The 24,372-nt window shown below is 70.6% G+C and carries 24 protein-coding genes and 1 riboswitch; of the genes, 13 read left to right on the top strand and 11 right to left on the bottom strand.

All coding sequences use genetic code 11. The features are described 5' to 3' along the window. Positions 1–147: 147 nt before the first annotated feature. Positions 148–399, bottom strand: a complete 252-nt coding sequence (locus tag QQZ14_RS23875) for a hypothetical protein (protein WP_284536933.1) — start codon at positions 397–399, stop codon at positions 148–150. Between the two features lie 156 nt (positions 400–555). Next, positions 556–1,080 carry a matrixin family metalloprotease gene (locus QQZ14_RS23880; protein ID WP_284536934.1) on the bottom strand — a complete coding sequence of 175 codons (525 nt, stop codon included), beginning with the start codon at positions 1,078–1,080 and terminating at the stop codon, positions 556–558. A gap of 161 nt (positions 1,081–1,241) precedes the next feature. Between QQZ14_RS23880 and QQZ14_RS23885 the strand changes: the two genes are divergently transcribed. The 6 genes from QQZ14_RS23885 to QQZ14_RS23910 all read left to right on the top strand — a co-directional run bounded on the left by QQZ14_RS23885 (position 1,242) and on the right by QQZ14_RS23910 (position 5,373). Beyond that, positions 1,242–1,655 carry a single-stranded DNA-binding protein gene (locus QQZ14_RS23885; RefSeq protein ID WP_284536935.1) on the top strand — a complete coding sequence of 138 codons (414 nt, stop codon included), beginning with the start codon at positions 1,242–1,244 and terminating at the stop codon, positions 1,653–1,655. Between the two features lie 13 nt (positions 1,656–1,668). Beyond that, the gene (locus tag QQZ14_RS23890) at positions 1,669–2,205 is read left to right on the top strand and encodes a hypothetical protein (RefSeq protein ID WP_284536936.1); all 537 of its coding nucleotides are present in this window, start codon (positions 1,669–1,671) and stop codon (positions 2,203–2,205) included. A gap of 116 nt (positions 2,206–2,321) precedes the next feature. Then, positions 2,322–2,621: a hypothetical protein gene (locus QQZ14_RS23895; RefSeq protein WP_284536937.1), complete on the top strand. Its 300-nt coding sequence runs from the start codon at positions 2,322–2,324 to the stop codon at positions 2,619–2,621. After that, positions 2,621–3,931, top strand: coding sequence for a hypothetical protein (locus tag QQZ14_RS23900; RefSeq protein WP_284536938.1), 1,311 nt, complete (start codon positions 2,621–2,623; stop codon positions 3,929–3,931). The genes QQZ14_RS23895 and QQZ14_RS23900 overlap by 1 nt, the downstream gene beginning before the upstream one ends. 34 nt (positions 3,932–3,965) lie before the next feature. Then, positions 3,966–4,154, top strand: a complete 189-nt coding sequence (locus QQZ14_RS23905) for a helix-turn-helix transcriptional regulator (RefSeq protein WP_284536939.1) — start codon at positions 3,966–3,968, stop codon at positions 4,152–4,154. Next, complete coding sequence (locus QQZ14_RS23910) at positions 4,120–5,373, top strand: tyrosine-type recombinase/integrase (protein ID WP_284536940.1); 1,254 nt, start codon at positions 4,120–4,122, stop codon at positions 5,371–5,373. Before QQZ14_RS23905 ends, QQZ14_RS23910 begins: the two co-directional genes overlap by 35 nt. Before the next feature lie 179 nt (positions 5,374–5,552). Here QQZ14_RS23910 and QQZ14_RS23915 read toward each other — a convergent pair whose 3' ends face one another. From QQZ14_RS23915 to QQZ14_RS23935, 5 genes are all read right to left on the bottom strand, one after another. Then, the gene (locus QQZ14_RS23915; RefSeq protein WP_284536941.1) at positions 5,553–6,026 is read right to left on the bottom strand and encodes a methyltransferase family protein; all 474 of its coding nucleotides are present in this window, start codon (positions 6,024–6,026) and stop codon (positions 5,553–5,555) included. Next, positions 6,023–6,940, bottom strand: coding sequence for a cation diffusion facilitator family transporter (locus tag QQZ14_RS23920; protein ID WP_284536942.1), 918 nt, complete (start codon positions 6,938–6,940; stop codon positions 6,023–6,025). The genes QQZ14_RS23915 and QQZ14_RS23920 overlap by 4 nt, the downstream gene beginning before the upstream one ends. Continuing rightward, positions 6,940–7,680 (bottom strand): cation diffusion facilitator family transporter, encoded by a 741-nt coding sequence (locus tag QQZ14_RS23925; protein ID WP_284536943.1) that lies wholly within the window; start codon positions 7,678–7,680, stop codon positions 6,940–6,942. The genes QQZ14_RS23920 and QQZ14_RS23925 overlap by 1 nt, the downstream gene beginning before the upstream one ends. Then, entirely contained in the window at positions 7,677–8,060 is a 384-nt protein-coding gene (locus QQZ14_RS23930; RefSeq protein ID WP_446740520.1) for an ArsR/SmtB family transcription factor, read from the bottom strand. The genes QQZ14_RS23925 and QQZ14_RS23930 overlap by 4 nt, the downstream gene beginning before the upstream one ends. Positions 8,061–8,399: 339 nt before the next feature. Continuing rightward, entirely contained in the window at positions 8,400–8,909 is a 510-nt protein-coding gene (locus QQZ14_RS23935; RefSeq protein ID WP_284536944.1) for a hypothetical protein, read from the bottom strand. A 188-nt stretch (positions 8,910–9,097) separates the two neighbouring features. On the opposite strand from QQZ14_RS23935, the gene QQZ14_RS23940 reads away from it, so the two are divergent. From QQZ14_RS23940 to QQZ14_RS23950, 3 genes are read left to right on the top strand one after another with little or no spacing between them, the layout of a single operon-like run. Continuing rightward, positions 9,098–9,259 (top strand): hypothetical protein, encoded by a 162-nt coding sequence (locus QQZ14_RS23940; protein ID WP_284536945.1) that lies wholly within the window; start codon positions 9,098–9,100, stop codon positions 9,257–9,259. Beyond that, a complete protein-coding gene (locus QQZ14_RS23945) occupies positions 9,256–9,582 on the top strand; it encodes a YciI family protein (RefSeq protein WP_284536946.1) in 327 nt (108 codons plus the stop codon). The genes QQZ14_RS23940 and QQZ14_RS23945 overlap by 4 nt, the downstream gene beginning before the upstream one ends. Beyond that, the gene (locus tag QQZ14_RS23950) at positions 9,579–10,844 is read left to right on the top strand and encodes an RNA polymerase sigma factor (protein ID WP_342395252.1); all 1,266 of its coding nucleotides are present in this window, start codon (positions 9,579–9,581) and stop codon (positions 10,842–10,844) included. Before QQZ14_RS23945 ends, QQZ14_RS23950 begins: the two co-directional genes overlap by 4 nt. A 134-nt stretch (positions 10,845–10,978) precedes the next feature. Here the strand turns inward: QQZ14_RS23950 and QQZ14_RS23955 are convergent, their stop codons facing one another. Genes QQZ14_RS23955 through QQZ14_RS23970 form a run of 4 tightly spaced genes read right to left on the bottom strand, consistent with a single transcriptional unit; the run spans position 10,979 to position 17,677 of the window. Next, positions 10,979–11,914, bottom strand: a complete 936-nt coding sequence (locus tag QQZ14_RS23955; RefSeq protein ID WP_284536947.1) for a threonine/serine dehydratase — start codon at positions 11,912–11,914, stop codon at positions 10,979–10,981. A gap of 45 nt (positions 11,915–11,959) precedes the next feature. Continuing rightward, positions 11,960–15,433 carry an ATP-binding protein gene (locus QQZ14_RS23960; RefSeq protein ID WP_284536948.1) on the bottom strand — a complete coding sequence of 1,158 codons (3,474 nt, stop codon included), beginning with the start codon at positions 15,431–15,433 and terminating at the stop codon, positions 11,960–11,962. After that, positions 15,423–16,169, bottom strand: a complete 747-nt coding sequence (locus QQZ14_RS23965; RefSeq protein WP_284536949.1) for a DUF4194 domain-containing protein — start codon at positions 16,167–16,169, stop codon at positions 15,423–15,425. Before QQZ14_RS23965 ends, QQZ14_RS23960 begins: the two co-directional genes overlap by 11 nt. Beyond that, positions 16,166–17,677 carry a DUF3375 domain-containing protein gene (locus QQZ14_RS23970; protein ID WP_284536950.1) on the bottom strand — a complete coding sequence of 504 codons (1,512 nt, stop codon included), beginning with the start codon at positions 17,675–17,677 and terminating at the stop codon, positions 16,166–16,168. The genes QQZ14_RS23965 and QQZ14_RS23970 overlap by 4 nt, the downstream gene beginning before the upstream one ends. A gap of 142 nt (positions 17,678–17,819) precedes the next feature. On the opposite strand from QQZ14_RS23970, the gene QQZ14_RS23975 reads away from it, so the two are divergent. The 4 genes from QQZ14_RS23975 to QQZ14_RS23990 all read left to right on the top strand — a co-directional run bounded on the left by QQZ14_RS23975 (position 17,820) and on the right by QQZ14_RS23990 (position 24,371). After that, positions 17,820–18,434, top strand: a complete 615-nt coding sequence (locus QQZ14_RS23975; protein WP_284536951.1) for a flavodoxin family protein — start codon at positions 17,820–17,822, stop codon at positions 18,432–18,434. Between the two features lie 31 nt (positions 18,435–18,465). Beyond that, positions 18,466–18,580: riboswitch (cobalamin riboswitch) on the top strand. Positions 18,581–18,619: 39 nt separating this feature from the next. Next, positions 18,620–22,240: a cobaltochelatase subunit CobN gene (cobN, locus tag QQZ14_RS23980; RefSeq protein WP_284536952.1), complete on the top strand. Its 3,621-nt coding sequence runs from the start codon at positions 18,620–18,622 to the stop codon at positions 22,238–22,240. Beyond that, positions 22,237–22,950, top strand: coding sequence for a precorrin-6A synthase (deacetylating) (cobF, locus tag QQZ14_RS23985; RefSeq protein WP_284536953.1), 714 nt, complete (start codon positions 22,237–22,239; stop codon positions 22,948–22,950). Before cobN ends, cobF begins: the two co-directional genes overlap by 4 nt. Next, a complete protein-coding gene (locus QQZ14_RS23990) occupies positions 22,947–24,371 on the top strand; it encodes a cobyric acid synthase (protein ID WP_284536954.1) in 1,425 nt (474 codons plus the stop codon). The genes cobF and QQZ14_RS23990 overlap by 4 nt, the downstream gene beginning before the upstream one ends. Position 24,372 lies beyond the last annotated feature (1 nt).

A 24,372-nucleotide genomic window follows, 5' to 3' on the forward strand; every position in this document is an offset into this window, starting at 1 on the left:
GAGGCTGCAGGATCATTCACAGCTCGAACGGTGGACTCAACTATCAGACGGGAACCGGCGGGACTGCGCAGCCGATCGAGTCGACTCTTGGCTGGCAGGGCGCTTGTCTGCGCGGTCAGCCCACAACTTCAAGTGGAGCGGTGGATGTCATCCGTTCAGGATGAGTTCGCGAACGGGATCCGAAAGATCTTGGACTCTCGTGTCGACATCGCCGCGCACATAGACGGAGAACTTCGATGGGTAGTTCTCGCGCACCAGCGCCTGTCGCCCCGGGATCCCGTCGATGCGTCGAAGGGAAACACGAAGCTCATCAGTATCGCCGCCGTCGTCACAGCCCAGTTCGCGGCCTGCGATCGGCTTTCCCTTGGTGTCCCGCTTGAATGGCCCAGACAGGGTCATCTGCTGGTATTCGTGTCCATGCACTACGGCCCGGTCGACACAGAGTGCCTGCTCTCCTGACGGCGACGCCGTGGCCTCTGGAGACCCACCGCCACACGCCGACGCTAGCAATGCGACGACTCCTACAGCCCAAACTGCTCTCATGATGACCACCCTTCAGTAAAGGTACCGCAGGGCGGTGAGCTCGCCCGCTGCGAGAGTTCGTTGGAACTTGGTGCACTTGGGAAGACCACTATTCATCGTCTGGTAGAAGGAGCCCTGAGTGGTGCTGGTGTCGTCGATGTTGAGATCGGCTAAGCCATAGACGTGTCCGAATTCGTGCGTCAGTACGCTTTCAATGTCATAGGCCTTGGCGCTCTCACACGCCGAGCCACTCGGGTAGAACGTCCAGGGAGAGTTGTCGTTTAGACGCACGTCGGCCTCCACGATCGCCGAACCACTGAAGTTGTGACACGTCTGGGCGAGCGCGCCGGACCCCAGCGGTTTGAAGTCGACGGTGCTGATGCTGTCTTGGCCACTCCAGCCGGACTCTGGGTGACACTTCCCGCCCGTAGCCGTGACTTCAAAGTCGCTCTCGGTCGTCGTCTCTCCAGCGAAGTTGTAGGCGACGTCGACCTCGTCTTTGTCGTCGCACGGACTTTCGGCGCCAGTGATGTTCTGTGCCGCCCGCGAAAAGACCACTGATGATCCGCAAGCTCGTACCGCGATCCGCGCGGCATTGAGGCGGTCACTTCGGGAGTCGTCTAGTAGCCGCATAGGACGCAACGGCAGTCTGCTGGTGAGGCCGGTGCACCTATCTCCTAAGCGCGGTGCACCGGGCGCCGTCGGAATCGGGAGTCAGGATGTCCATCCCCACCCAGATGAGCCTGGTCGGCCTCATCGCCTCCGCACCCGAACTGCACTTCACGAAGGCCGGCGCCGAGTGCTGCCGGATGCGCGTCGGCATCGAGCAGTGGCGCAAGGAGGTCGACGGCAGCTTCACGAAGCTCGATCCGACCTTTCACGACATGGTTGCCTTCGAGAGCACGGCTCGTGAGACCTATGCCCGCTTCCGCAAGGGCGACTCGTTCGTGGCCAGTGGCTACGTCCACGAATACGAGGTGGACAGCCGCGAGGGCAGTGTCATCAAGGAGGAGTTCGTCGCCCGCAAGATCGGCCACAACGTTAACAAGACCGACTACGTCGTTCAGCGCGGCCGGCGCGCTGCTGACCGGTCCCTGACGGCTGTGCCCCAGCCTCCCGCCGTCGGCCTCTAATCGGCTTGCGGCGATGACTCCGCATCCGGACGAGCCCGACGACCCTGGCGGCTACCGGAGCGTGACTGATCTCCTGGAACGACCGCCGGTCCCGATCAACTGGAATCTGCTGGATGCGGAGCAGGCCGAGATCGAGTGGCATGACCTCGACCTGTGGGTGAAATGGCTCAAGGGCACGTTCGGGCTCCCGCCGAACATCGTGCCGCCGTACTGGCACCGTCACGACGAGCTCGTCTGGGAACTCTCGGCGCTGCACTGCCACTGGCTCAGCTGCTACCACGAGTCGGCGTCGCCGTCGGCACCTATCAATTGGATGCGCGAGTTCGCCGAGACTCGCGGCCGGCTGAGGGACTGGGTCTCCATCTGCGGCACTCGGCTCGACCGCGACCGCCCGACTCGGCAGACCTCCTGGCCCGGCGACGTCCCGGTTGACCCCGGCGGAGAGATCGAGATCCGCGACCGGAACAAGGACTTCGCCGATTTCGTCCGAGAGGACGTTCTGCGCCGACGCCGGCTTGAGGCAATTGTGAATCAGCAACTTATCGGCTGAGCCGGATCTGTGCCATGACCGAGTCATACGCACGTTCGTCCACAGCATCCGCGCCGCCAGAAGCCGGGCCGCGGTCACCGGCGCACGGTCGGTACCCGACCCCTGAAGGAGGGAACATGCTTCTCCCCCATGCACAGACCCTCGCGCAAGCCAGGTCGTACGTCGCCGCCCTCGCCGATCGAGCCCTGACGATCGAGGCGTCGTCAGCGTATGAGCGGGTGCTGCTGGAACTCGACCGCGTGCACGGCGACGACTGCCCGGCACTCGACACCGGTGACCTCACCGACGACCGCGACATCCTGCTCGCCGACGCGAGCAACACCGTGGAGCAGCTCGAGAACTACGGAGTGGAATCGCTGTCGGTCGAGCTCATCCTGGCGATGCTCATCGACGCGCACGATCTGGACATCGGCTGATGTACGGCGAGAACGGTGCCCAGATGCGCACGGAGTTGGCTTCGCTCCTGCGTCAGCACCGGGTGATGCACCGTCTCGCCGCAGACTCGCCCACCGAGCGGGCTGAGGTGGGGCAACAGATCCTTCGCTACAGGCGAACGCTCGTCGGCTGGTGCGGTCAAGCCATCCAAGTGGCACAGCCGCTCACGTTCTCGAACATCCCGCAGAAACCGGCAGACCCCTTCCGTGCGACCAACGCGCATGGCGCGGCAGTGAGCGAGCTGGCCCGCGCACTGGAGCTCGCTCGCGATCAGGCAACGACGCCGGCCGCGTCCAGCACGGAGATCGCGACGCCGGCCTTGAACGACGTGGTCGAACACTGGCGCTTGGCGGCACGGGCTGCAGTACTCGCCGAACACGACACCGCACCCGACCTGGCCGTTCACCTGACGACAGCCCAAGCCCGAGCCATCACAGGCGACGTCGCGGCGATCAGCCAAGCACTGGTTGTGCTCGATCGTCGCTACCGGAACACACCCGACTGGGAGTCGCTCGCCGGCTGCGATCGACTCGGGTGGGCAGCGCTCGCTACGGCACTCGACGTCAGCCTCGGGCAGCCCGACTACAGCGTCGACCACACCGGCTGGCGCCCGCGTACCAAGCCGATCCGTGGACCGGCCAAGCCGGGAGTCCTCGGAGTGCTCCAGGCCGAGCACAACCTTCTGGTCCGATTGAAGTCGTTCCCGAACGCCATGAACTTGCGCCTGATCGTCGACTCTCAGCGCCTGCTCACCTCGCAACTCATTCCGTACGCAGAACGGGTCGATCCCGAGCTAGCCGAACACTGGCGAGCCCGCACCGCGACGTACTCGCGGATGCAGCGCGAGCTCCGCAATGTTGCGGGAAGACTCGGCAACGGCGCCGGCGCAACTGCGGAGGCCGCGAACGCGGTCAGCCGAATGAAGGCATTGCCGTCCGCCACCGTGATCGAGCCGCGGATGCTCGGAGGCTTCCAGACACTCTTCCTCCGCATCGACGAACGCATCAGCGATGTCGTCGAAGCCGGCGTCGAGCGCGGGGCATTCTTCCAACGCGTGACCCTCCCTCGACTCGTGAGCGGCGAGGGACGACTAGTTCACCCCGTCCGCGAGCGCTTCGTGCCCGTCGCCCGCGCGGCCGACCTCGATGTCATCCGAACCGCACGTGAGCAACTGCGGCCTCGGCCAGAGGCTGCCGTGGCGTCACCGGGCGCGAGCCGGGTCGATCTCCATGCCGCCCTCATCCACCGTCCACCCGAGAAGGGAGCGCAGTTCGATGTCCCAGGTCTCTAGCGCGAAGGCGTCCGTTCCCCCGCCAAGGCAGAAGATGGAGCGTCTGCTGTCCGTTGACGAGGTGGCCGAGTTCCTTGGCATTCCGGTGGCGACCCTGTACCAGTGGCGACACAAGGGCGCTGGTCCCGACGCGTATCGCGTCGGCCGGCACCTCCGGTACGAACCGGCCGCCGTCCGCGCATGGCTAGATGAACATCTGGCGGGCCACCATGGCCCACATTGAGCGGCGCGAGCGCCGGGGCAAGAACGGTCAGGTCCTCAGGTCGTACCGAGTCCGCTGGCGTGGTCCGGATGGCAAGGAGCGCAACAAGAGCTTCAAGCGCAAGGTGGACGCTGATCGCTTCGCAGCAACCGTGTCTGCGGATCTGGTGCGCGGTCAGTACGTCGATCCCGACGCGGGCAAGGTCCTGTTCGAGACCTACGCGCGGAAGTGGCTCGCGGCCCAAACCTTCGATGAAGGCACCCACGTCGCCGTCGAGCTGAGGTTCCGCCTGCACGCGTTTCCGGTGCTCGGGAACCGGAACCTGAACGACATCCAGCCGTCGACAATCCAAGGCTGGCTCCGCACGCTTACGGATCTCGCACCGTCCTATAGACAGATCATCTTCGCGAACGTGTCGACGGTCTTCACGGCGGCGGTCGACGACGCCTTGATCGTCGCGAACCCGTGTCGAGCGCGGTCCGTGCGCCGCCCGAAGCGCGGGCACCACAAGGTCGTGCCCTGGACCCGGGATCGGGTGCTCGCCGTCCGCGACGAGTTGCCGCCGCGCTACCAACTCATGGTCTGGCTTGGTGCCGGACTCGGCATGCGGCAGGGCGAGATCTTCGGGCTCTCCCCGGAGGACATCGACATCGACCGTGGTGAGGTGCACGTTCGGCGCCAGGTCAAGCTGGTCCGCAACAAGCAAATGTTCGGCCTGCCGAAGGGACGGAAGGTCCGAGACGTTCCGCTGCCCGATGCGGTCTTGGAGGCGCTCAACGCGCACATGACCGCCCATCCACCGATCGAGGTGACACTCCCCTGGGACAGGACGGACGGGAAGCCCACGACCTTTTCGCTGCTCCTGTACAGCCGCGAGAAGAAGGCGCTGGCACGGAACTACATCAACGCCTTCATCTGGAAGCCAGCGTTGAACCGGGCAGAGGTCCCGGTGACGCGAGAGAACGGCAGTCACGCACTTCGACACTTCTACGCCAGCACGGCACTTCATGAGGGCGAGTCGATCAAGGCCCTCAGCGAGTACCTCGGCCACGCGGACCCCGGCTTCACCCTGCGCACCTACACCCACCTCGTCGAGGACAGCGCCGAGCGCACGAAGCGAGCTGTCGACGCCGTGTTCGGGCACCGTACGCCGGAGCGTGATACGGGCGATGCGCCACCGGACGGCGAAAGTCCCGTGGACAACATAGATCCCGAAGAGAACGAAGACGATGCCTTCTGATCACCCGCGTGACTAGCGCCAACAGCCAGGACGGAAGGGTCGAACTCGCGTCGAACCGCCGCGGCGATTCAAGAGCAATTGCGAGAGCGATTTCGATGGCGGACCGACTCCGAAGGCGGTTGCAGCGACGTCCTCCGGACCATTCATAGTCCAGGCGTGGGATCCGACCGCGGCCCGAGTTAGAACCCAAGCCAGCGAGGCACGCGTGCGGCGTACTCGGCGTAGTCGCGACCGAAGAGCTCTGCCATCGCTCCCTCCTCGGCTGGTATCTGCACGCGGTCGATTACGGCGACGAACCCGAGGGCCGGCAAGACTGCGGCCCAGTTCCCCCGTGCCACCGCGTGTGCCACCAGCAGTCCAGCCATCCCGACGTACATCGGATTGCGGGACAGCTGGTGGGGGCCGCCGGTCACGAGGGACGTTGCCCTGTCCGGGGCAACGGGGTTGACGGTGGTCTGGGCGCGCCGGAACTCGCGGACCGATCCGGCGATGAACCCACCCGCAGTCAGGGCGAGCGCGGCGCCCGCGAGCCCGCGGGCGGCCCCGATGTGTCCGTGTCGGCGTGAGAGCACGTGTTGGGCGGCTGCGGCCGCGCCGAGGACCGCGACAGGTGGGACCGGGAGACGACGTGGGGTCGTTGTCGGCTCAGTCACCAGTTGACCTCGTGGCATCGATTGGTGGGCGTTTCCTCGACCTGGAGGGTGGCGTGTTCGATGTGGTGGCGTTCGGCGAGGACACGATGCGCTTCGGCCAGCACGTCTTGGGCGGCGGCGCCGTCACCGAGGACGAGGTGGGCGGTGGCGACGTTCATCCCCGAGGTGAGGGTCCAGATGTGCAGGTCGTGGATGTCGCTGACGCCCGGGACCGATTCCAGGTCGGCGACGACCTCGGTGAGCGTCATGCCTTCGGGGATGTGCTGGCCGAGGACGGCGAGGACCTGGCGGCCGAGTACGACGGCGCGGATGGCGACGAAGATGCCGATGGCGAGCGCGACCAGGGTGTCCCACAGTCCGTTGCCGGTCAGGGTGACCAGCACACCGGCGATGATCACCCCGACGCTGCCCGCTGCGTCGGCGACGACCTCGAAGTAGGCGCCCTTGACGTTGAGGGACTCCTGGGATCCGGCCCGCAGCAGAAGTACGCACACGATGTTGATCGCCAGGCCGATGGCGCCGACCACGAGCATCGGGGTCGAGGCGACGTCGGGTTCGCCGTTGATCCTGCCGATCGCCTCGATCACCACATAGACGGCGACGCCGAGCATGATGAGAACGGTGAGGCCCGAGGCGAACACCTCGGCACGATAGGAGCCGTAGGTGCGACGGCCGGTCGAGTCCGGTCGGGTGGCGATCTTGGTCGCAACCAGGGCAGCACCCAGGGCGACCACGTCAGCGGCCATGTGCCCGGCGTCGGAGATCAGGGCGAGGGAGCCCGAGACGATCCCGGTGACGAGCTCGACGACGAAGAACCCAGCAACGAGCGCGAACGCGGCAGCCAGTCGGGCGCGATAGCGACCACCGGCATGTCCGGTGGGCGCACCATGGCCATGTCCGTGTCCTGCACCCATCAGTGAATCTCCTTCGTGAGCTCGTCGAGGGACAGGAGCACGGGGCTCTCCGAGGCGGGGCTGCAGCAGCCATCGTCACAGCCGACATCGGATGCGGCGCCAGGGGTGCCAATGCCGGTGGGCGCGCAGCAGCCCTCCCCACGCCAGGCCTCGAGTCCTTCCTTGACCGCGACGCCGGCGATGACCAGGCCGGCGATCGGGTCAGCCCAGGACCAGCCCAGCGTCGCGTTGAGGACCAGGCCGACGAGCAGCACGGCCGACAGGTAGGTGCACAGCAGGGTCTGGGTGGAGTCGGCGACGACCGCGTTGGACCCCAGGGCCTTGCCGGTGCGGCGTTGTGCCCAGGACAGGAACGGCATGATCACCAGAGAGGCCGCGGCCAGTGCGATGCCGACCGGCGAGGGGTCCGGGTCGTGGCCGCTCACCAGGGCTCGGGCTGATTCGAAGGTGACGTAGGCGGCGAGGGCGAAGAACGAGAACGCCATCAGTCGCAGCGCTTGGTGTTCGCGGGACTCGGGCAGCCGATGGCGGAACTGCCACAGGATGATGAGACCGCTGGAGACCTCGACCACCGAGTCCAGTCCGAAGCCGACCAGGGCGACGGAGCCGGCAATGATGCCGGCGGTGATCGCGATGATCGCCTCGATGAGGTTGTAGGACACGGAGGCAGCGGCCAGCAGCTGTGCCCGCCGCCCCAGTCGTGCTCTCTCGGTCGGGGCAAGGCTCACGGACGTGCTCATGATGCGTCCACCAAGGTGCTGGCGCCGAAGTTCGGGCAGAGCGTGACGGCGTCACCGGTCGCGGCCAGGAGCCGTTCGGCGGCCGAGAGAAGCTCGATGACGGTGTCGGTGTGGTTCAGCGACCACATCGAGGCCCGGCCTTCGGGTCGGGAGGTGACCAGCCCGCAGTCCTTGAGGCAGGCAAGGTGCTTGGAGACCGTGGACTGGGCGAGGCCGAGGTGATCGGTCAGGTCCACCACGCGGTGCTCGCCCAGCGCAAGGTGCCGCACGATCGTCAGCCGGGATGGGTCGGAGAACCCGTGGAACAGGCAGGCTGCTGCCGTGAGGGCCGCGCTCTCGTCGAGGACGGTTGTTTCGTCGTCCGTCGCTTTCATCGTCATAGGGCGATGTTAGCCGAAGGTGGTCACTAGTCGTCAATCGGGCGACAAGGGTGGAAGAGTCGGTGCCGACGGGCGTGGCGGTATCCCTGCCGTCGAGTTCTCGTCAGGCGGCGGGGCGGAGTCCAGTACCTACTGTCACGGAACCGGACGGACTACCTCTCGGCGAGGCTGGAAGCGGCGGTCGCCTCACCTTAAGGTGTGTCCCGCCGCCAAGAGCTCGAACTCGGCGGGAGATCGTCTTCACAAGACCAATCGATGACAGCTCGCCTGAGGCCCCAGCGCGGCCCAACTGGCCACGATCATGCCGTTCGCGCAGGTCAGAAGCGCGCAAGGTCAAAACTACGACATCTGATCAGCGCGGTTCGCTGACCAGCGACGGCGCCACCGCGGCCTCTGCCCGCGGGGGCGCCGTTCGTCGCTTCCAGGGGAACCGTCGACAGCCGAGGCTGTGGTGAGAGCGAAGCGCTGGGCGCTACCCTGCGCCACCCTGCCCGGAAGCACGTGGGCCCCGAGGACGGCGGCGGGCCGGTTGCCGTTCCGGGCCACGATGAGCGCCCCCTTGCCGTTGCCCCAGAAGTAGCGCGGCCCGAAGGCCGCCCTCGCGACGACGTTCCAGGACCGCTGCTGCTCCTTGTTCTTGAACGTGATCACGTTCACCCGCTTGCCCCGCAACTGGCACACGCCCGTCCGGTAGACCATGCCCCCACCGCCGTTGCCCTTGAAGTGCGTGCAGCCGATGTCGCGAGCGACCGCACGCGAGGTGTGTCCGTAGTACGTCGCCGCCTCCACAGGAGCCGCGCCGACCACGAGGGCACCGAGCGCCACCGTCATGACGAGGAGAGTCTTCATCGTTCCTTCTTCCTGATCTGGATGACCTGTCATAGACGGATCCGGACGCGGTAGATGACGCGACCACGCCGGCTACTCCAGCACGAGGGTCGACCACCGTCCCTTCTCGAACTTCCTTGGTCGGCCTGTCCATCTCGCCGTCCTCGGTTCGTCGTCTGGGCAAGACGTTCCAACCAAAGGAGACCGAGATGATCGTGACACTGGCCGACGCCTACCCGGAGCTGATCAACGCACAACTGGCTCAGGTGCACCGCGAGACCGAGCTGCGCGCCGCCCGTCGCCGCGCGCGGCACGCGCGGGTCGCCGCCGTCCTCGGACGCAACTACGCTCGCACCGAGGAGGTCCGATGAAGTACCTGATGCTCGTCTGCGGCGACGAGAACGGCGACTTCTCCGGGGTCGATCTCGACCCCACCGCCTGGGTTGAGGAGATGACCGCCCGGGGCGCCCGCGAGGACGGCCACCGTCTGGCCCCCACCAGTACCGCCACCACCGTCCGCCGGCGGGGCACCGAGGTGCTGGTCTCCGACGGTCCGTTCGCGGAGACCAAGGAGCAGGTCGGCGGGTTCGACATCATCGAGGCGGCGGATCTCGACGAGGCGATCGAGATCGCCTCGAAGCACCCGGTCGCGAGGATCGGGACCATCGAGATCCGGCCGTTCTGGGACCAGTGAGCGACCGCGGCGTGGGTGTCGAGGAGGCGGTCGCGGCCGCTTTCCGCTCGGATTGGGGTCGCATCGTCGCGACCCTGATCCGCACGACCGGCGACTGGGACCTCGCCGAGGAGTGCGCCCAGGATGCCTTCGCTCGCGCCTTGGAGACGTGGCCGGACGGCGCACCCGATAAGCCGGGGGCATGGCTCACCACCGTTGCGCGCAACCGCGCGCTCGACCGGCTGCGCCGCGCGGGAGTGGAGGCGGCCAAGCTGAGGGAGGTGGCTCTCCTGCCCGCGCCCGAGGTACCCCCGGCCGACGAGAGCGGCATCGCCGACGATCGGCTGCGACTCCTCTTCACCTGCTGTCACCCGGCGCTGCCGCTGGAGGCACGCGTCGCGCTGACGTTGCGAACCCTCACCGGCCTGACGACCGCGGAGATCGCACGCGCTCTGCTCACCTCCGAGCCGACGATGGCCAAGCGTCTGGTGCGCGCGAAGCACAAGATCCGGGCAGCGGGCATCCCCTACCGGGTGCCGCCGTCCGAGGCGCTTCCCGAGCGCCTGGACGGCGTGCTCGCGGTCGTCTACCTGCTCTTCAACGAGGGGTACGCCGCCAGCACGGGCGACGTGCTGGTCCGCCGCAACCTCTGCGACGAGGCCATCCGGCTGGCCTCCCTCCTGGTGCGATCGATGCCGCACTCGGAGACCTTCGGCCTGGCTGCCCTGCTGCTCCTGCAGCACTCCCGTCGGGCCGCGCGGGTGGCCGTAGACGGCCGGCTCGTCACCCTCGACCGGCAGGACCGCTCGCAATGGGATCAGGAGGCCATCGCCGACGGACTCGCGCTGCTCGCTCGAGCCGACGGCGACGGGCCCTATGCGCTCCAGGCGAGGATCGCCGCCGGCCACGCGGTCGCACCGACCGCCGACGACACGGACTGGCGGCGGATCTCCGAGCTCTACGCGACGCTCCTCGCGGTGACCGGCTCGCCCGTCGTGGCCCTGAACCGCGCCGTCGCGGTCGGCATGGCGGACGGACCGGAGGCCGGGCTGCGGCTGGTCGAGGAGATCGAGTCGTCCGGCAACCTCACGGACTACCACCTCCTCCCGGCCGTCAAGGGCGACCTGCTCGAGTGCTCCGGTCGGGCCGACGAGGCGCGGTCGTCGTACGAGCGAGCGCTGGGGATGGCGACCAACGAGCTCGACCGCGACCACCTGCGCCGCCGGGTGGCAGCCCTGGGGTCGGCCGACCCGCTCGTCGTACGCCGCCTCCGCGACGTGTGACCTCGGCGACATCGAACCCCCGGCTGACCTGCGGAAACACGCCCGCAACATCCAGGTGGGAGCGTGTCGCACGAGGCGCTCCGCACCCGAGACCGTCGAAGGTCACGAACTGATCACGGCGCGGTCACGGATGGTCACGGCGAGGTGAGGCCGGTCGCCGGATCCGTGTTCGCGCCGCAGACCACCAGGGCCACGCGCTCCCCCGGCTCGGGCAGGTAGCGACCCGAGAGCAGCGCGGCGTACGCCGTGGCCGCGCCGTGCTCGGAGGCGATGCGGTACTCCGCCCACAACGCCGCCCGCGCGGCCACGATCTCCTCGTCACTCACGAGCACGGAGACCGGAGCCTCCGCCTGCTGCGCCGCGAACGCCAGGTCACCCACACGCCGCGCACCCAGCGAGTCCGCCGCCACGCCCGACACGGCGACGTCGACCGGGTGCCCTGCGGACATCGCGTCGTGCAAGGTCGGGCACCGCTCCGGCTCCACGGCGACCACCCGGGCCCGGCCGCGGGCGGCCGCGGCCACACCGGCGTAGAGCCCTCCCCCGCCGACGGCCACGACGATCGTGTCGATCGACGGCTCGTCCTCGAGCATCTCCTCGGCGAGCGTGCCGGCGCCGGCCGCGACCTCGGGTAGGTCGTAGGCGTGTGCCAGGCCCGCCCCGATCTCCTCGCTGAACTCGACGGCGGCGCCGTGCGCCTCGGCGTACTCCGTCCCGACCCGCCGGACGTCCGCGCCGTACCCGCGGATGCGCGCGACCTTGACCTCCGGTGCCGCCTCCGGCACGAAGACCGTGGCCCGCAGCCCGAGCTGCTGCGCGGCGAAGGCGTGCGCCAGACCGGCGTTGCCCCCGGACGCGATCACGATGCCGGCGTCCCCGAGGGCACCGCTCTCGACCGAGGCGAGCTGCCAGGCGAACGCGCCCCGGGTCTTGAAGACCCCGCAGTGCTGCAGGAACTCCGCCTTGAGCCAGACACCGTCCCGGCCCGCCGGCGCCAGCAGAGGCGTACGCCGGACACGTCCCTCGATCCGACGGGCCGCGAGCAGCACGTCCTCCCTGGTGATCAACACGGCCCCAGTATCCCGGGGCGCTGGTGGCGCCCCGGCCCCGGCCGCTCAGCCCCCGGCGGAGGCCTCCACCTGACCGGCCCCGGTGATCGGCGTGATCCAGGACCGGTGGGTCGTGCTGTTCTTGGTGATCGCCAGGAGCTCGTCCATGTGCGGCTCGAGACCCGTCACCTTGTCGAGCGGCACACCCACGATGAGCTGGAACCCGAGCCCCCGCCAGGCCTGGACGGCGCGGCCGGCGAACTCGGAGTCGGCCTTCACGAACCCCTCGTCGAGGAAGACCGGAGCGAACCGCGGGCGGGACCGCATCTCGTCGCCGAGCCGGAAGCGCAGCGCCGAGCCGACGATGAACGCGACCAGCTCCTGGCTCTCCCCGCCGCTCTTCTCCCCCAGCGTCCGGTACGTCGCGCGCAGCTCGCCGGTGAGGTGGTCGTAGCGCTCGGCGCTGACCTCGACGTGGCGGCGTACGTCGAGCAGGCGGTCGCGGTCGGTCAGCACGGCCGTCGCCCCCCCGACCTGGCTGGGCTTGCGGAGCTGCTGCATGAACCTGCTGAGCTCGGTGAACCGCTTCTCCATCAGCTCCTCGCCCAGGTCCGTGGTCGATCCCGATGAGAGCGCGCGGAGGTCCTTCATGAACGCCTGGACGTGGGCCGGCGCCAGCCGACGCAGCCGGATCCGGAGCCGGTCGTGGGAGGAGCCGAACTCGAGACGACGCAGGATCGCGTTGATCGGCTCGAGCCGGTCCTCGATCTCCTCGATCGAGGCCGCCATCGCTCCGACGAGGGGCACGAGGTCCTGCCCGCTCCACTCGGTGAGCCGCCGGCGCCACTCGGAGCGGCGGGCCGCGAGGCCCTTGCCCCGGATGTCGTCGAGGATCCGGGCGTAGTCGGGGAAGGACTCCGCGGTCAGCCCGAGGTTGGGCGAGTCCCACTGGAACTTGTACATCCGGAAGATCGCGGTCAGCTCGTCGTCGACGCGCCGGATCTCGGCCTCGGCGTCGGCCACCGCGTCCCGCAGCCGGCCGGCGAGCCGCTGCGAGGTCTCGGGGAAGCGCTCGAGGTCCTCGGGATCGGCGGGGGCGGCGGCCTCGGCGAAGTCCCGGGCCAGCGCGGCCTCCTGCTCGTCGCTGATCACGACGCGGCCGGTCGTCTCCATCGCCTGGAGCCGGTCCTTCACGTGGTCCTCGGCGTCGACCAGGTCGCCGTGCGCGGTGTTCAGCTCCCGCTGACGCTGCTCCAGGGCGAAGCGGGCACGACGGGTCTCCTCCAGCCGGACCTCGAGACCGTCGATCTGCGACTCGAGGGCCCGCAGCTGGTCGTCGGCGCCGAGGATCTCGGTCCGACGGTGCTCGAGCTCGGCGATCCGGCGGTCGCTGCCGTCGACGTCGAGGTCGTCGAAGCGGGCGGCCGCGACGGCGTCGTACGACACCCGCTGCTGCTCGAGCATCCGTGCCTGCCGGTCGAGCTCGGCGACCTCGCCGGCGATCGTGTCGAGCTGCTCCTCGAGGCCGACCAGCTCGGCGTCGACCTCGGCGATCGCGTCGGCGTTGGAGAAGCCGATGATGTTGCGCGACTCCTGGCGACCGTGGGCACCGCGGCGACCGTTGCGCGTCTGCCCCGCGACGGTGACCCGGAAGCCCGGGCCGGCAAGGCCGTCGGCGGACTCCACGCACAGCGCGTTGCGGGCCGGGGCGCCGACGTGGGCCTGGACCCAGCCCGAGAACGGCGAGTCCTGGTAGAGCAGCTTGCCCGCGACCCGCTCGGGGTCGGTGGGGCCCAGGTCGGGCAGGTCGAGCTCGGCGCCCTCGAACGTGAGCCGGCCGCGCAGGCGCAGCCCGTCGATGGCCGTGGAGAACTGCTCGAGCCGGTCCAGCGGCACGAGCATCGTCCGGGCGCTGGCGCCGAGGACGGTCTCGATCGCCCCGCGCCAGCGGGCCTCCTCGGGCGCGACGTCGATCAGCTCGGCGACGAACGGCAGCTCGTCGGCGCCGAGCCCACTGGCCTCGGCGACCTCGGCGCGCAGCTCGTGCAGGCGGGCGGGCACCCGGCCGGCGCGGATCTCCAGTGAGTCGCGCTCGCGGCGCAGCTCGGCCTGGCGGTCGCTGAGCGGGAACTGCCGGCGCAGTGCCGCGTCGCGCTGCTGCCGGATCCGCTCCTGGTCGCGCTGCCAGCCGGCGAGCCACTGCCGCGCGTGCAGCTGGAGCACCGCGAACGACTCGGCCGACATCAGCGCGTCGGCCACGTCGGGCGCCGAGGCGTCGGCCACGTCGACGAGCGGCAGGATCCGCTCCTGCAGGACCGCGCGGCGGCCGAGCCGGTCCTCGCGGACCACCTGCTCCTGCTCCAGCGACAGCGCGAGCGCCTGGAGGGTCGATCCCCCGGCCGCGCGGTGCGCCTGCTTCGCCGCCTCGAGGTCGGCCACGAGGTCGCGCTCGGTGGACGCCGTCGCGGCGAGCTCGTCGGCGGTCGAGGCCCGGTCGTCACGGTTGCGGGCGACCGCGGCCTCGATCAGGCGCAGGTGGGTGCGGAGCAGCCAGAGCCGCAGCGGCGTGTCGCCGCCGAGGGTGACGCCGTACGAGTCGAGCTCCGCGAGCCGTCGCGCCGCCACGCCCCGGCGCTCGTGGAGCCCCCCGATCGGCTCGAGCAGCTGGAGCTTCTGCTCCTCGGTGCGCATCGCGGAGTAGGCCGTCTCGAGGTCGTCGAAGTGCTCGATGGCGCGGTCCGCGGCGGCGTACGTCGACGGCCGCTCGAGCACCATCTCCTTGTAGAGCTCGTCGACACTGCGGACCTGGTTGCCGGCCTGGATCCGGGCCAGCAGCCGCAGCGCCTTCGCCCCGTCGCCGTTGGCGCCGATGCCGAGCCGGGCGTGCAGGACGGCGGAGTACTCGGCGTAGGTGCGGTGCACCCGGATGCCGGGCAGGAGCTTCTTCAGGGTGTTGGCGTGGAAGCGCTCGGGCACCGCGGCCTCGAGCGCGTCCAGCGCGACCGCGCCCTCGTGGGTGGCCAGCTGCATCTGCACGTCGGCCGGGCGGGTCGCGCGCCGCGGCACGTAGTAGGTGCGCAGCGCGGTGAAGAGCCCGCCCCGGTCGTTGACGAACGTCATCGCGATCGCGCCCCACGTGTCCGCACCCTTGCCGCGCAGGAGCTTCTCGACCGGACGTCCGGTGCGCGGGTCGTCGACCACGTCGACGGCGCCGCGCAGGTAGGACAGCAGGTTGCGCTGGCCGACGCTCCTGGCACGCCCTGCGACCGCGTCGTTGGACGCGCCGTTGAACTTCGTGTCCGACGGCATCATCAGCGCCGTGTACGCGTCGAGGATCGTGCTCTTGCCCACTCCGGACGCCCCGGAGATCACCGTGGTGTCGCCGCGCAGCGGGACCGTGGTCAGGCCGCCGAAGCCGCCCCAGTTGACCAGTTGCAGCAGGGACGCGCGCCACTGCACGGTGTCGTCGGTGGGCGTGGCGACCTGCTGCCGCTCGAAGAGGCCCTCGGCGGACGCGGCCTCGATCTCGTCAACGGACATCGTCGTCATCCCCCTGCGAGGTCGTCTCCGAGTCGCCGTCCTCGTCGAACAGGTCCGCCGGTACGTCGGGCTCCGGTGGTGCGTCCGTGCTGTTGGCGCGCTGTAGCGCCGCCAAGAGCTCCTGCAGCAGCTCGAGGGGAAGGAGCGGCTCCACCGCCTCGCTGATCTCGAACCGCTCGTCGGTCCCGGACCCGATGAGCAGGCCGGACTTGACGATGCTCGCGACGGCGTTGCGGGCGCGCTTCTCGTCGCCCGCCACATCGGTCGCGTGGGGCGGCCGGAAGCTCGCGACGTAGTCGACGAGGTCCTCGCGGTCGATGAACACCCGGGCGTCGCCGCTCGCCAGGCCCGCGCGCAGCCGGTCGCGCAGGTGGACCAGCACCAGCGTCTCCTCGCGGGACCAGGCCGCGTCGTAGAGCAGGGTCGGGAACCGGTCGCCCGCCTCGGCGGTCGCCTGCCGCTTCCAGGCGACCTCCCGGACGCGGTCGACCTGCAGGTCGAGGAAGAGGTCGTTGAGGCGGGAGCGGAGGACGCGCTCGTGCTCGACCAGGACCTGCCAGTCGCGCGCGTGCGTGCGGGCGCTGATGAAGCGCTGCTTGAGGAGGGTCACCAGGGCATGCCGCTGCGCGTACTCGAGGCCGCCCTCGTCGCCCTCGAACAGCGACACCGAGTCCTGGTCGAGGAGCTCCTCGAGGTCGGTCCCGGCAGCGGTCTCGGCGTGGGTGTCGACGCTCATCGGCGGGTGTCCTTCTTCTCGCGCTTCTCGCGCTTCTCGCGCAGGTCGGGGTCGGGCAGCGGCGTGCGCGGCACGGCGAACGTACGGCGGGTCCCGTCCGCGCGGACCGCCACATAGGGCTCCGTCGCGTCGTCGGCCCGCCACTCCCGGTCGGCCGCGAGGTGCAGCAGGCCGAAGATCTCCACCGGACGCCGCAGCGAGGGCTCGAGCTCGTCGAAGAGCTCGCCGAGCGAGCTGACCGGGGTCAGGGAGACCAGCGCCTCGTCGAGGCGACGACGCAGCGAGGACAGCTTCGGTCCGCCCTGGGCCATGAGGTCCGCGAGCGCGAGGGGTGGGGCGTCGTCGGGGTCGGCCTGGCCGATCCGCTCGGGCAGCAGGTCGTCGGCGGGGTCGTGGAACCGCTCACGGAGGTGCTCGACGGCGGCGCGCGCCGGCAGCAGGGGCACGTCGTGCGCGGCCCGGGGCCCGGTGGTCGCCATCCACGTCATCAGCTCCGACTCCACCTGCCGCAGGGTCTGCTCGAGCTCGCGGTCGCGGGCGGCGTCGTGGGAGACGATGTACTCCTTCAGCGTGGCCGTGACCCGGGACCGCTGGGCGAGCACCCGGTCGAGGCCGTCGCGCACCAGGCGCACCGTGCCCCGCACCTCGGCCCGGTCCGCGTCACTGATGATCCGGTCGGCGAGGGGGTGCTCCAGCAGCGCCGTCAGGTCCTCCCGCAGCTGGGTGACCAGCGCGTCGTCGCGCAGCAGCATGAACGCGCCCTCGAACGCCCGGCCCTCGTGGGTGGCCGTCATCAGCGCGTCGGCGCGCGCCAGGTAGTCGTCGATCACCTCGCCCGCGGGTCGGTCCTCGGCCCGGAACGCCGCCAGGATCTCGCCCCGGATCGTGGCGAACCGCTCCTCGACGCGGGCGAAGTCACTCGGCAGAGCGGAGATCAGCGAGAGCAGCTCGGTGAAGCCCTCGAGCATGTAGTCCTCGGTGGCGCCCACCATGTCGGCGCCCTCGACCAGCCGGTCGCGCTCGAGCTGCAGCCGGGCGATCTCCTCGTTGAGGATGCTCACCCGCGCGGAGCGGTCGGGGTTGGCCTCGGAGTTGAAGCGGCGGACCGTCCCGAGGATGGTCGCGATCCGGTGCTCGCTCAACGTGGCCCGGTCGCGGGCGAGGTTCTTGACCAGCTCGAGGGCCTGCTGCGCGTGCGACGTCAACGCGTAGACCTCGCGGCCCGAGTCGTCGAGCGACCGCACCAGCCACTGACCCCGCATCCAGCGCTGGCAGATCTGGCTGCCCGTGCCGACCGGGACGTCCTGCTCCCCCGCGAGCCGGATCGCCGCGAGGTGCTCCTCGACCTGGGTGTGCAGGCGCGCCGTCGGGATCGGCCGGTTGTGGCGGCCGAAGGCCGCCCGGAAGATCGTGATCACCACCGGCGCCTGCCGCTGGTGGAGGAGCGTCAGGGTGGGCTGCGCGAACGCGCCCTTGACGCGCGCGAGCTCGCCCGCGATCTCGCTCACTGCTGCTCCCCCCTGGTCCCTCCCTGCGTCTTCGGAGCGCCAAGCATCGCAAAGGTCACCGACAGCGCGAAAAGGGGACTCCCCCTCGCGGCGACCGAGCGGGGTCCGTGTGGCCCCGGACCGGGCCGGGTACCGGCCGGCCATGCCGACGTCATTGCGCGCCCTCGTCCTGAACTGCACCCTCAAGCACGCACCCGCCGACTCCAGTGCGGAGCTGCTCGCCACCGAGGTCATCGCCGCGCTCGCGCGGCATGACGTCGAGAGCACGCTGGTCCGGGTGGTCGACCACGACGTCCGGTTCGGCGTCTCCGCCGACGAGGGCGACGGCGACGAGTGGCCCACCATCCGGGAGCAGGTCCTCGCTGCCGACATCTTGGTGCTGGCCACGCCGATCTGGATGGGCCAGCCCTCCTCGGTGTGCAAGATGGTGCTCGAGCGGCTCGACGCGGAGATCAGCGAGACCGACGACGAGGGCCGGATGGTGACGTTCGGCAAGGTCGCCGGCGTGGCCGTCGTCGGCAACGAGGACGGCGCCCACCACGTCTCGGCCGAGCTCTACCAGGCGCTCAACGACACCGGGTTCACCATCCCCGCGAACGCCGTGACCTACTGGGTCGGCGAGGCGATGCAGTCCACCGACTACCGCGACGTCGACCCGCGTCCCGAGAAGACCGCCTCGACCACGAGCGTCCTGGCCGCCAACGCGGCGCACCTGGCCCGGCTGCTGAGGTCCGAGCCGTACCCGCCCGCGGGCTGAGCGGCCCCACGCGACGCGGGCGGCTGCCGTAGGCTGCGGCCACGCCCTTGGCACAGGAACCCGGTGAGACTCCGGGGCGGTTCCGCCACTGTGACGCAGCCCGAGAGGGCCGCCAGCCAGACACTGACCTGGGGTTCGATCCGACCGCTAGACGGGGCGAGAACCCCGGAGGAGGAACCCCGGCCATGGCTGTGCCGACCCACGCGTCCACCCGCATCTGTCTGCTGTCCACGTCCGACACCGACCTGCTCTCGGCGCGGGCCAGCGGCGCGGCGTACGTGCTGGCGAACCCTGCCCGGTCGCTCCCGGCTCTCGATGATGTCGACCTGGTCGTCGTCCGGTTGCTGGGCTCACCGCACGACCTGGAGCCGTGGCGCGACCGGATCTTCGACGGCGGCCGGCCGGTCGTGGTGCTGGGTGGCGAGGCGCAGCCGAGCGCGGAGCTGATGGAGCTCTCGAGCATCCCGATCGGCATCGCCGCGGAGGCGCACCGCTACCTCGCCGAGGGCGGGCCCGCGAACCTGGCGCAGCTGCACGCGTTCCTCTCCGACACCGTGCTGCTGACCGGCAATGGCTTCGAGCCGCCCGCGGTGATCCCGTCGTGGGGGTACGCCGAGCGCGGTGGTTTCGAGGCCTCAACCACCGGAGCGCCGCTGCCGCGGGTCGGGATCCTCTACTACCGGGCGCACCAGGCCAGCGGCAACACGGAGTTCGCGCACGCGCTGGCCGACGCCGTGGACGCGACCGAGCGGGCGGTCGGCGTACCGATCTTCGCCGGGTCGCTGCGCAGCGCGCCCGACGACCTCTTCGAGGCGCTCGGCACCCTCGACGCGCTGGTCGTCACGGTGCTCGCGGCCGGCGGCAGCGTGCCGGCGTCGGTCAGCGCCGGCGGCGACGACGAGACCTGGGACGTGGAGCGGATCGCCGCGCTCGACATCCCTGTCCTGCAAGGGCTCTGCCTCACCAGCGGCCGCGCGGAGTGGGAGGCGAGCGACGACGGCGTCACCCCGCTCGACTCCGCCAACCAGATCGCGATCCCGGAGTTCGACGGGCGGATCATCACGGTCCCGTTCTCGTTCAAGGAGATCGACCGCGACGGGCTCCCCCGCTACGTCGCCGACGCCGAGCGCTGCCGGCGGGTGGCCGCGATCGCGGTCAACCACGCGCGATTGCGGCACGTGCCGAACGCCGAGAAGAAGGTCGCGCTCGTGCTGTCGGCGTACCCCACCAAGCACGCGCGGATCGGCAACGCCGTCGGCCTCGACACCCCGGTGTCGACGATCCGATTGCTGCGCCGGATGCGCGATGCGGGCTACGACCTCGGCGAGCCGGGCGCGGTGCCGGGGCTCGACCTCGAGGGAGACGCCGAGGCCGGCGACGCCCTCATCCACGCGATGATCGCGGCCGGCGGCCAGGACGAGGAGTGGCTGACCGCGGGCCAGCTCACCGACGCCCACGTCCGCATCACCGCAGAGCAGTACGCCGCGTGGACCGCTGACCTGCCGAGCGCGTTGCGCGAGGAGATGACGCAGGCCTGGGGCGAGGCGCCGGGCAGCCTGTTCGTCAACGACGACGGGGAGATCGTGCTGGCAACGCTGGTCGCCGGCAACGTGGTGCTGATGATCCAGCCGCCGCGCGGCTTCGGGGAGAACCCGGTCGCGATCTACCACGACCCCGACCTGGCGCCCACCCACCACTACCTCGCGGCCTACCGCTGGTTGGAGGCCCCCGAGGCGGAGGGCGGCTTCGGCGCGCACGCGGTCGTGCACGTCGGCAAGCACGGCTCGCTGGAGTGGCTGCCGGGCAAGAACGCCGCGCTCTCCCCCGGGTGCGGCACCGACGCCGCGCTCGGCAGCCTGCCGCTGTTCTACCCGTTCCTGGTCAACGACCCCGGCGAGGGCGCGCAGGCCAAGCGCCGCGCGCACGCCACGATCATCGACCACCTGGTCCCGCCGATGGCGCGCGCGGAGACGTACGGCGACATCGCGCGGCTGGAGCAGCTGCTCGACGAGTACGGCAACATCGCAGCGATGGACCCGGCCAAGCTGCCGGCGATCCGCGGTGAGATCTGGGCGTTGATGCGGGCCGCCGAGCTGCACCGCGACCTGGGGCTGGACGAGCGCCCCGAGGACGACGACTTCGACGACTTCATCCTGCACGTGGACGGCTGGCTCTGCGAGATCAAGGACGTGCAGATCCGCGACGGCCTGCACGTGCTGGGCCAGGCGCCAACCGGCGAGGCGCGGGTCAACCTGGTGCTCGCGATCCTGCGCGCCTCGCAGGTGTGGGGCGGGGTCGGCGACGCGGTGACCGGCCTGCGCGCCGCGCTCGGTCTCACCGAGGGCGCCGCGACCGCGACCGTCGATGCCTACGAGGAGCAGGCCCGCGCGCTGGTCGTGGCCATGGAGGCGGCCGGCTGGGACCCGGCCGTCGCGGACACCCTGCACGACGACCCGGCGGTCCGGCGGGTGCTGCGCTTCGCCGCCACCGAGGTGGTCCCCCGCCTCGCCGGGACCGGCGCCGAGATCGACACCCTGCTGCACGCCCTCGACGGCGGGTACGTCGCGGCCGGGCCGTCCGGGTCGCCGCTGCGCGGGCTGGTCAACGTGCTGCCGACCGGACGGAACTTCTACACCGTCGACCCGCGGGCGATCCCGTCGCGGCTCGCGTGGCAGACCGGCCAGGCGATGGCGGAGTCGCTGGTGCAGCGCTACCTCGACGAGACCGGGGAGCACCCGACCTCGGTGGGGCTCTCGGTGTGGGGCACCAGCGCCATGCGGACCTCCGGCGACGACGTGGCCGAGGTGCTGGCCCTGCTCGGCGTCCGCCCCGAGTGGGACGAGATGTCGCGCCGGGTCAACCACCTGGCCGTGATCGACCTGGCCGAGCTCGGTCGCCCGCGCATCGACGTCACCGTGCGGATCTCGGGGTTCTTCCGCGACGCGTTCCCCCACGTCGTCGCGATGCTCGACGACGCCGTGCAGCTGGTGGCGGATCTCGACGAGCCCGACGAGCTGAACTTCGTGCGCGCCCACGCCCGCGCCGACCTGGCCGAGCACGGTGACGCCCGGCGCGCGACCACGCGGATCTTCGGCTCCAAGCCGGGGTCGTACGGCGCGGGCATCCTCCAGGTCGTCGAGTCCGGCAGCTGGCGCGACGACCAGGACCTCGCCGAGGTCTACACCGCGTGGGGCGGCTTCGCCTACGGCCGCGGGCTGGACGGCGCACCGGCCGCGGACGACATGCGCACGGCGTACCGCCGCATCAAGGTGGCCGCCAAGAACGTCGACAGCACCGAGCACGACATCGCCGACTCCGACGACTACTTCCAGTACCACGGCGGGATGATCGCCACCGTCCGCGCGCTGACCGGCGCGGACCCGAAGGCGTACGTCGGCGACTCGACCTCCCCCGACGCGGTGCGCACCCGCACGCTGCAGGAGGAGACCAACCGGGTGTTCCGGGCGCGGGTGGTCAACCCGCGGTGGATCGGCGCGATGCAGCGACACGGCTACAAGGGCGCGTTCGAGCTGGCCGCGACCGTGGACTACCTTTTCGGCTTCGACGCGACCGCCGGGGTGGTGCACGACTGGATGTACGAGTCGCTGGCCGCCTCCTACGTGCTCGACGAGACCAACCAGCAGTTCCTGCGCACCTCGAACCCGTGGGCGCTGCGCGGGATCGTCGAGCGGCTGCACGAGGCCGCCGAGCGCGGGCTGTGGGCGGAGCCCGACGCGGAGACGCTGGCCTCGCTGCAGAAGGTCTACCTCGAGGTCGAGGGCGACCTGGAAGGAGACGACGCGTGAGGATCCGCATCATCGGCGTGGGGATGGGCCCGCAGCACGTGACGCCGGAAGCCGCCGAGGCCCTGCGCGGCTGCGACTACGTGATCGCCGCGGCGAAGAACACCGACGACGGTCTCCTGGCTGCCCGCCGAGCGATCGCCGGGGCCCACGGGGTCGAGGTCGTCGCCGTCCCGGACCCGCCCCGTGACCGCGAGGCCGACTACGAGCGCGCGGTCGCCGACTGGCACGAGGCGCGGGTGTCGGCGTACGAGAGCGTGCTGCGCGAGCGCGGCGGCACCGCGGCGTTCCTGGTCTGGGGCGACCCGTCGCTCTACGACTCCACGATCCGCATCGTCGAGCGGCTCGCCGCGCGACTGCCGATCGACTACGACGTGCTGCCGGGCATCAGCGCCCCACAGCTGCTGGCCGCCCGGCACCGGATCGTGCTGCACCCGGTGGGCGGGCCGGTGCACGTCACCACCGGACGTCGCCTGCGCGAGGACATCGCGGCCGGGCAGACGAACCTCTGCGTCATGCTCAACGCGCACCTCGACCTCGCCGGCCTCGAGGACTGGTCGCTGTGGTGGGGCGCCAACCTCGGCACACCCACCGAGGCGCTCGCCGCCGGACGCGTCGGCGACGTCCTCGACGAGATCGAGCGGGCCCGCGACGGCGCGAAGGCCGCAGCCGGCTGGGTGATGGACCTCTACCTGCTGCGAGCACCCGCATGAGCGGCCTGCTGGTCGCCGGCACCACCTCCGACGCCGGCAAGTCCGTGGTCACCACGGGGCTGTGCCGGGCGTTCGCGCGACGCGGCGTCGCGGTCGCACCATACAAGGCGCAGAACATGTCCAACAACTCGATGGTCTGCCACGACCGCGACGGCGCGACCGCCGAGATCGGGCGAGCCCAGTGGATCCAGGCCCTCGCTGCCCGGGTCACGCCCGAGCCGGCGATCAACCCGGTGCTGCTCAAGCCCGGCAGCGACCGGCGCAGCCACGTCGTGCTGATGGGCCGGCCGGCGGGTGAGGTCTCGGCCACGGACTGGGAGGCCGGCCGGCGGCACCTGGCGCTCGCGGCCCACGCGGCGTACGACGACCTCGCCTCGCGCTTCGAGGTCGTCGTCGCGGAGGGCGCGGGCAGCCCGGCGGAGATCAACCTGCGGTCCAGCGACTACGTGAACATGGGGCTGGCCCGGCACGCCGACCTGCCGGTGGTGGTCGTCGGGGACATCGACCGGGGTGGGCTGTTCGCCTCGATGGTCGGCACCGTGGCGCTGCTGGAGCCGGCCGACCAGGCGCTGGTGGCGGGGTTCATCGTCAACAAGTTCCGCGGCGACCTCGAGCTGCTCGAGCCCGGGCTGCGGCAGCTGGAGGCGCTGACCGGCCGGCCGGTGCACGGCGTACTCCCCTGGCACCCCGACCTCTGGCTCGACTCCGAGGACGCGCTCGACCTCGACGGCCGGCGCAGCCAGGACACGGCACGCGTGCGGGTGGCGGTGGTGCGGCTCCCCCGCATCAGCAACTTCACCGACGTCGACGCCCTCGGCCTGGAGCCCGAGCTCGACGTCGTGTTCGCAGCGCGCCCCCGCGACCTCGCCGACGCCGACCTCGTCGTGCTGCCCGGCACCCGCGCGACGATCAGCGACCTGGCGTGGCTGCGGTCGCGGGGGCTCGACGAGGCGATCGTCGAGCACGCCCGCGCCGGACGGCCGGTGCTGGGCATCTGCGGTGGCTGCCAGATGCTGGGCCGCACGATCACCGACTCGGACGGCGTGGAGGGCGCACCGCGGACGGTCGAGGGCCTCGGCCTGCTCGACCTCGCCACGACGTTCAGCCCGGAGAAGGTGCTGCGCCTCCGCGCGCCCGCGGGCTACGAGATCCACCACGGCCGCGTGGTGGGCGAGCGGACCGCCGGGCCGGTCACCGGCACGATGGTCCACGGGGCGCTCGAGGACGACGCCCACCGCGCGGCGTACCTCGCGCAGGCGCTCGGCGTGACCAGCACCGCGTCGTTCCCGGCCGCCCGGGAGCGGCGGCTGGAGCTGCTGGGCGACCTGGTCGAGGAGCACCTCGACGTCGACGCGCTGCTGGCGCTGGCACGCGCGGGCGCACCGGACCTGCCGACGCTGACGATAGGGAGACGGCCATGAA

Origin of the sequence: Nocardioides sp. T2.26MG-1, from assembly GCF_950101795.1 — a bacterium.
Lineage (GTDB): Bacteria > Actinomycetota > Actinomycetes > Propionibacteriales > Nocardioidaceae > Nocardioides.

Coding starts and splice junctions, on each gene's coding strand:
- QQZ14_RS23885 (WP_284536935.1), top strand. CDS start 1,242: ATGTCCATCCCCACCCAGATGAGCCTGGTCGGCCTCATCGCCTCCGCA.
- QQZ14_RS23900 (WP_284536938.1), top strand. CDS start 2,621: ATGTACGGCGAGAACGGTGCCCAGATGCGCACGGAGTTGGCTTCGCTC.
- QQZ14_RS23990 (WP_284536954.1), top strand. CDS start 22,947: ATGAGCGGCCTGCTGGTCGCCGGCACCACCTCCGACGCCGGCAAGTCC.
- QQZ14_RS23975 (WP_284536951.1), top strand. CDS start 17,820: ATGCCGACGTCATTGCGCGCCCTCGTCCTGAACTGCACCCTCAAGCAC.
- QQZ14_RS23935 (WP_284536944.1), bottom strand. CDS start 8,909: ATGAAGACTCTCCTCGTCATGACGGTGGCGCTCGGTGCCCTCGTGGTC.
- QQZ14_RS23925 (WP_284536943.1), bottom strand. CDS start 7,680: ATGAGCACGTCCGTGAGCCTTGCCCCGACCGAGAGAGCACGACTGGGG.
- QQZ14_RS23945 (WP_284536946.1), top strand. CDS start 9,256: ATGAAGTACCTGATGCTCGTCTGCGGCGACGAGAACGGCGACTTCTCC.
- QQZ14_RS23905 (WP_284536939.1), top strand. CDS start 3,966: ATGGAGCGTCTGCTGTCCGTTGACGAGGTGGCCGAGTTCCTTGGCATT.
- QQZ14_RS23940 (WP_284536945.1), top strand. CDS start 9,098: ATGATCGTGACACTGGCCGACGCCTACCCGGAGCTGATCAACGCACAA.
- cobN (WP_284536952.1), top strand. CDS start 18,620: ATGGCTGTGCCGACCCACGCGTCCACCCGCATCTGTCTGCTGTCCACG.
- QQZ14_RS23930 (WP_446740520.1), bottom strand. CDS start 8,060: ATGACGATGAAAGCGACGGACGACGAAACAACCGTCCTCGACGAGAGC.
- QQZ14_RS23910 (WP_284536940.1), top strand. CDS start 4,120: ATGAACATCTGGCGGGCCACCATGGCCCACATTGAGCGGCGCGAGCGC.
- QQZ14_RS23875 (WP_284536933.1), bottom strand. CDS start 399: ATGACCCTGTCTGGGCCATTCAAGCGGGACACCAAGGGAAAGCCGATC.
- QQZ14_RS23895 (WP_284536937.1), top strand. CDS start 2,322: ATGCTTCTCCCCCATGCACAGACCCTCGCGCAAGCCAGGTCGTACGTC.
- QQZ14_RS23920 (WP_284536942.1), bottom strand. CDS start 6,940: ATGGGTGCAGGACACGGACATGGCCATGGTGCGCCCACCGGACATGCC.
- QQZ14_RS23960 (WP_284536948.1), bottom strand. CDS start 15,433: ATGTCCGTTGACGAGATCGAGGCCGCGTCCGCCGAGGGCCTCTTCGAG.
- QQZ14_RS23965 (WP_284536949.1), bottom strand. CDS start 16,169: ATGAGCGTCGACACCCACGCCGAGACCGCTGCCGGGACCGACCTCGAG.
- QQZ14_RS23890 (WP_284536936.1), top strand. CDS start 1,669: ATGACTCCGCATCCGGACGAGCCCGACGACCCTGGCGGCTACCGGAGC.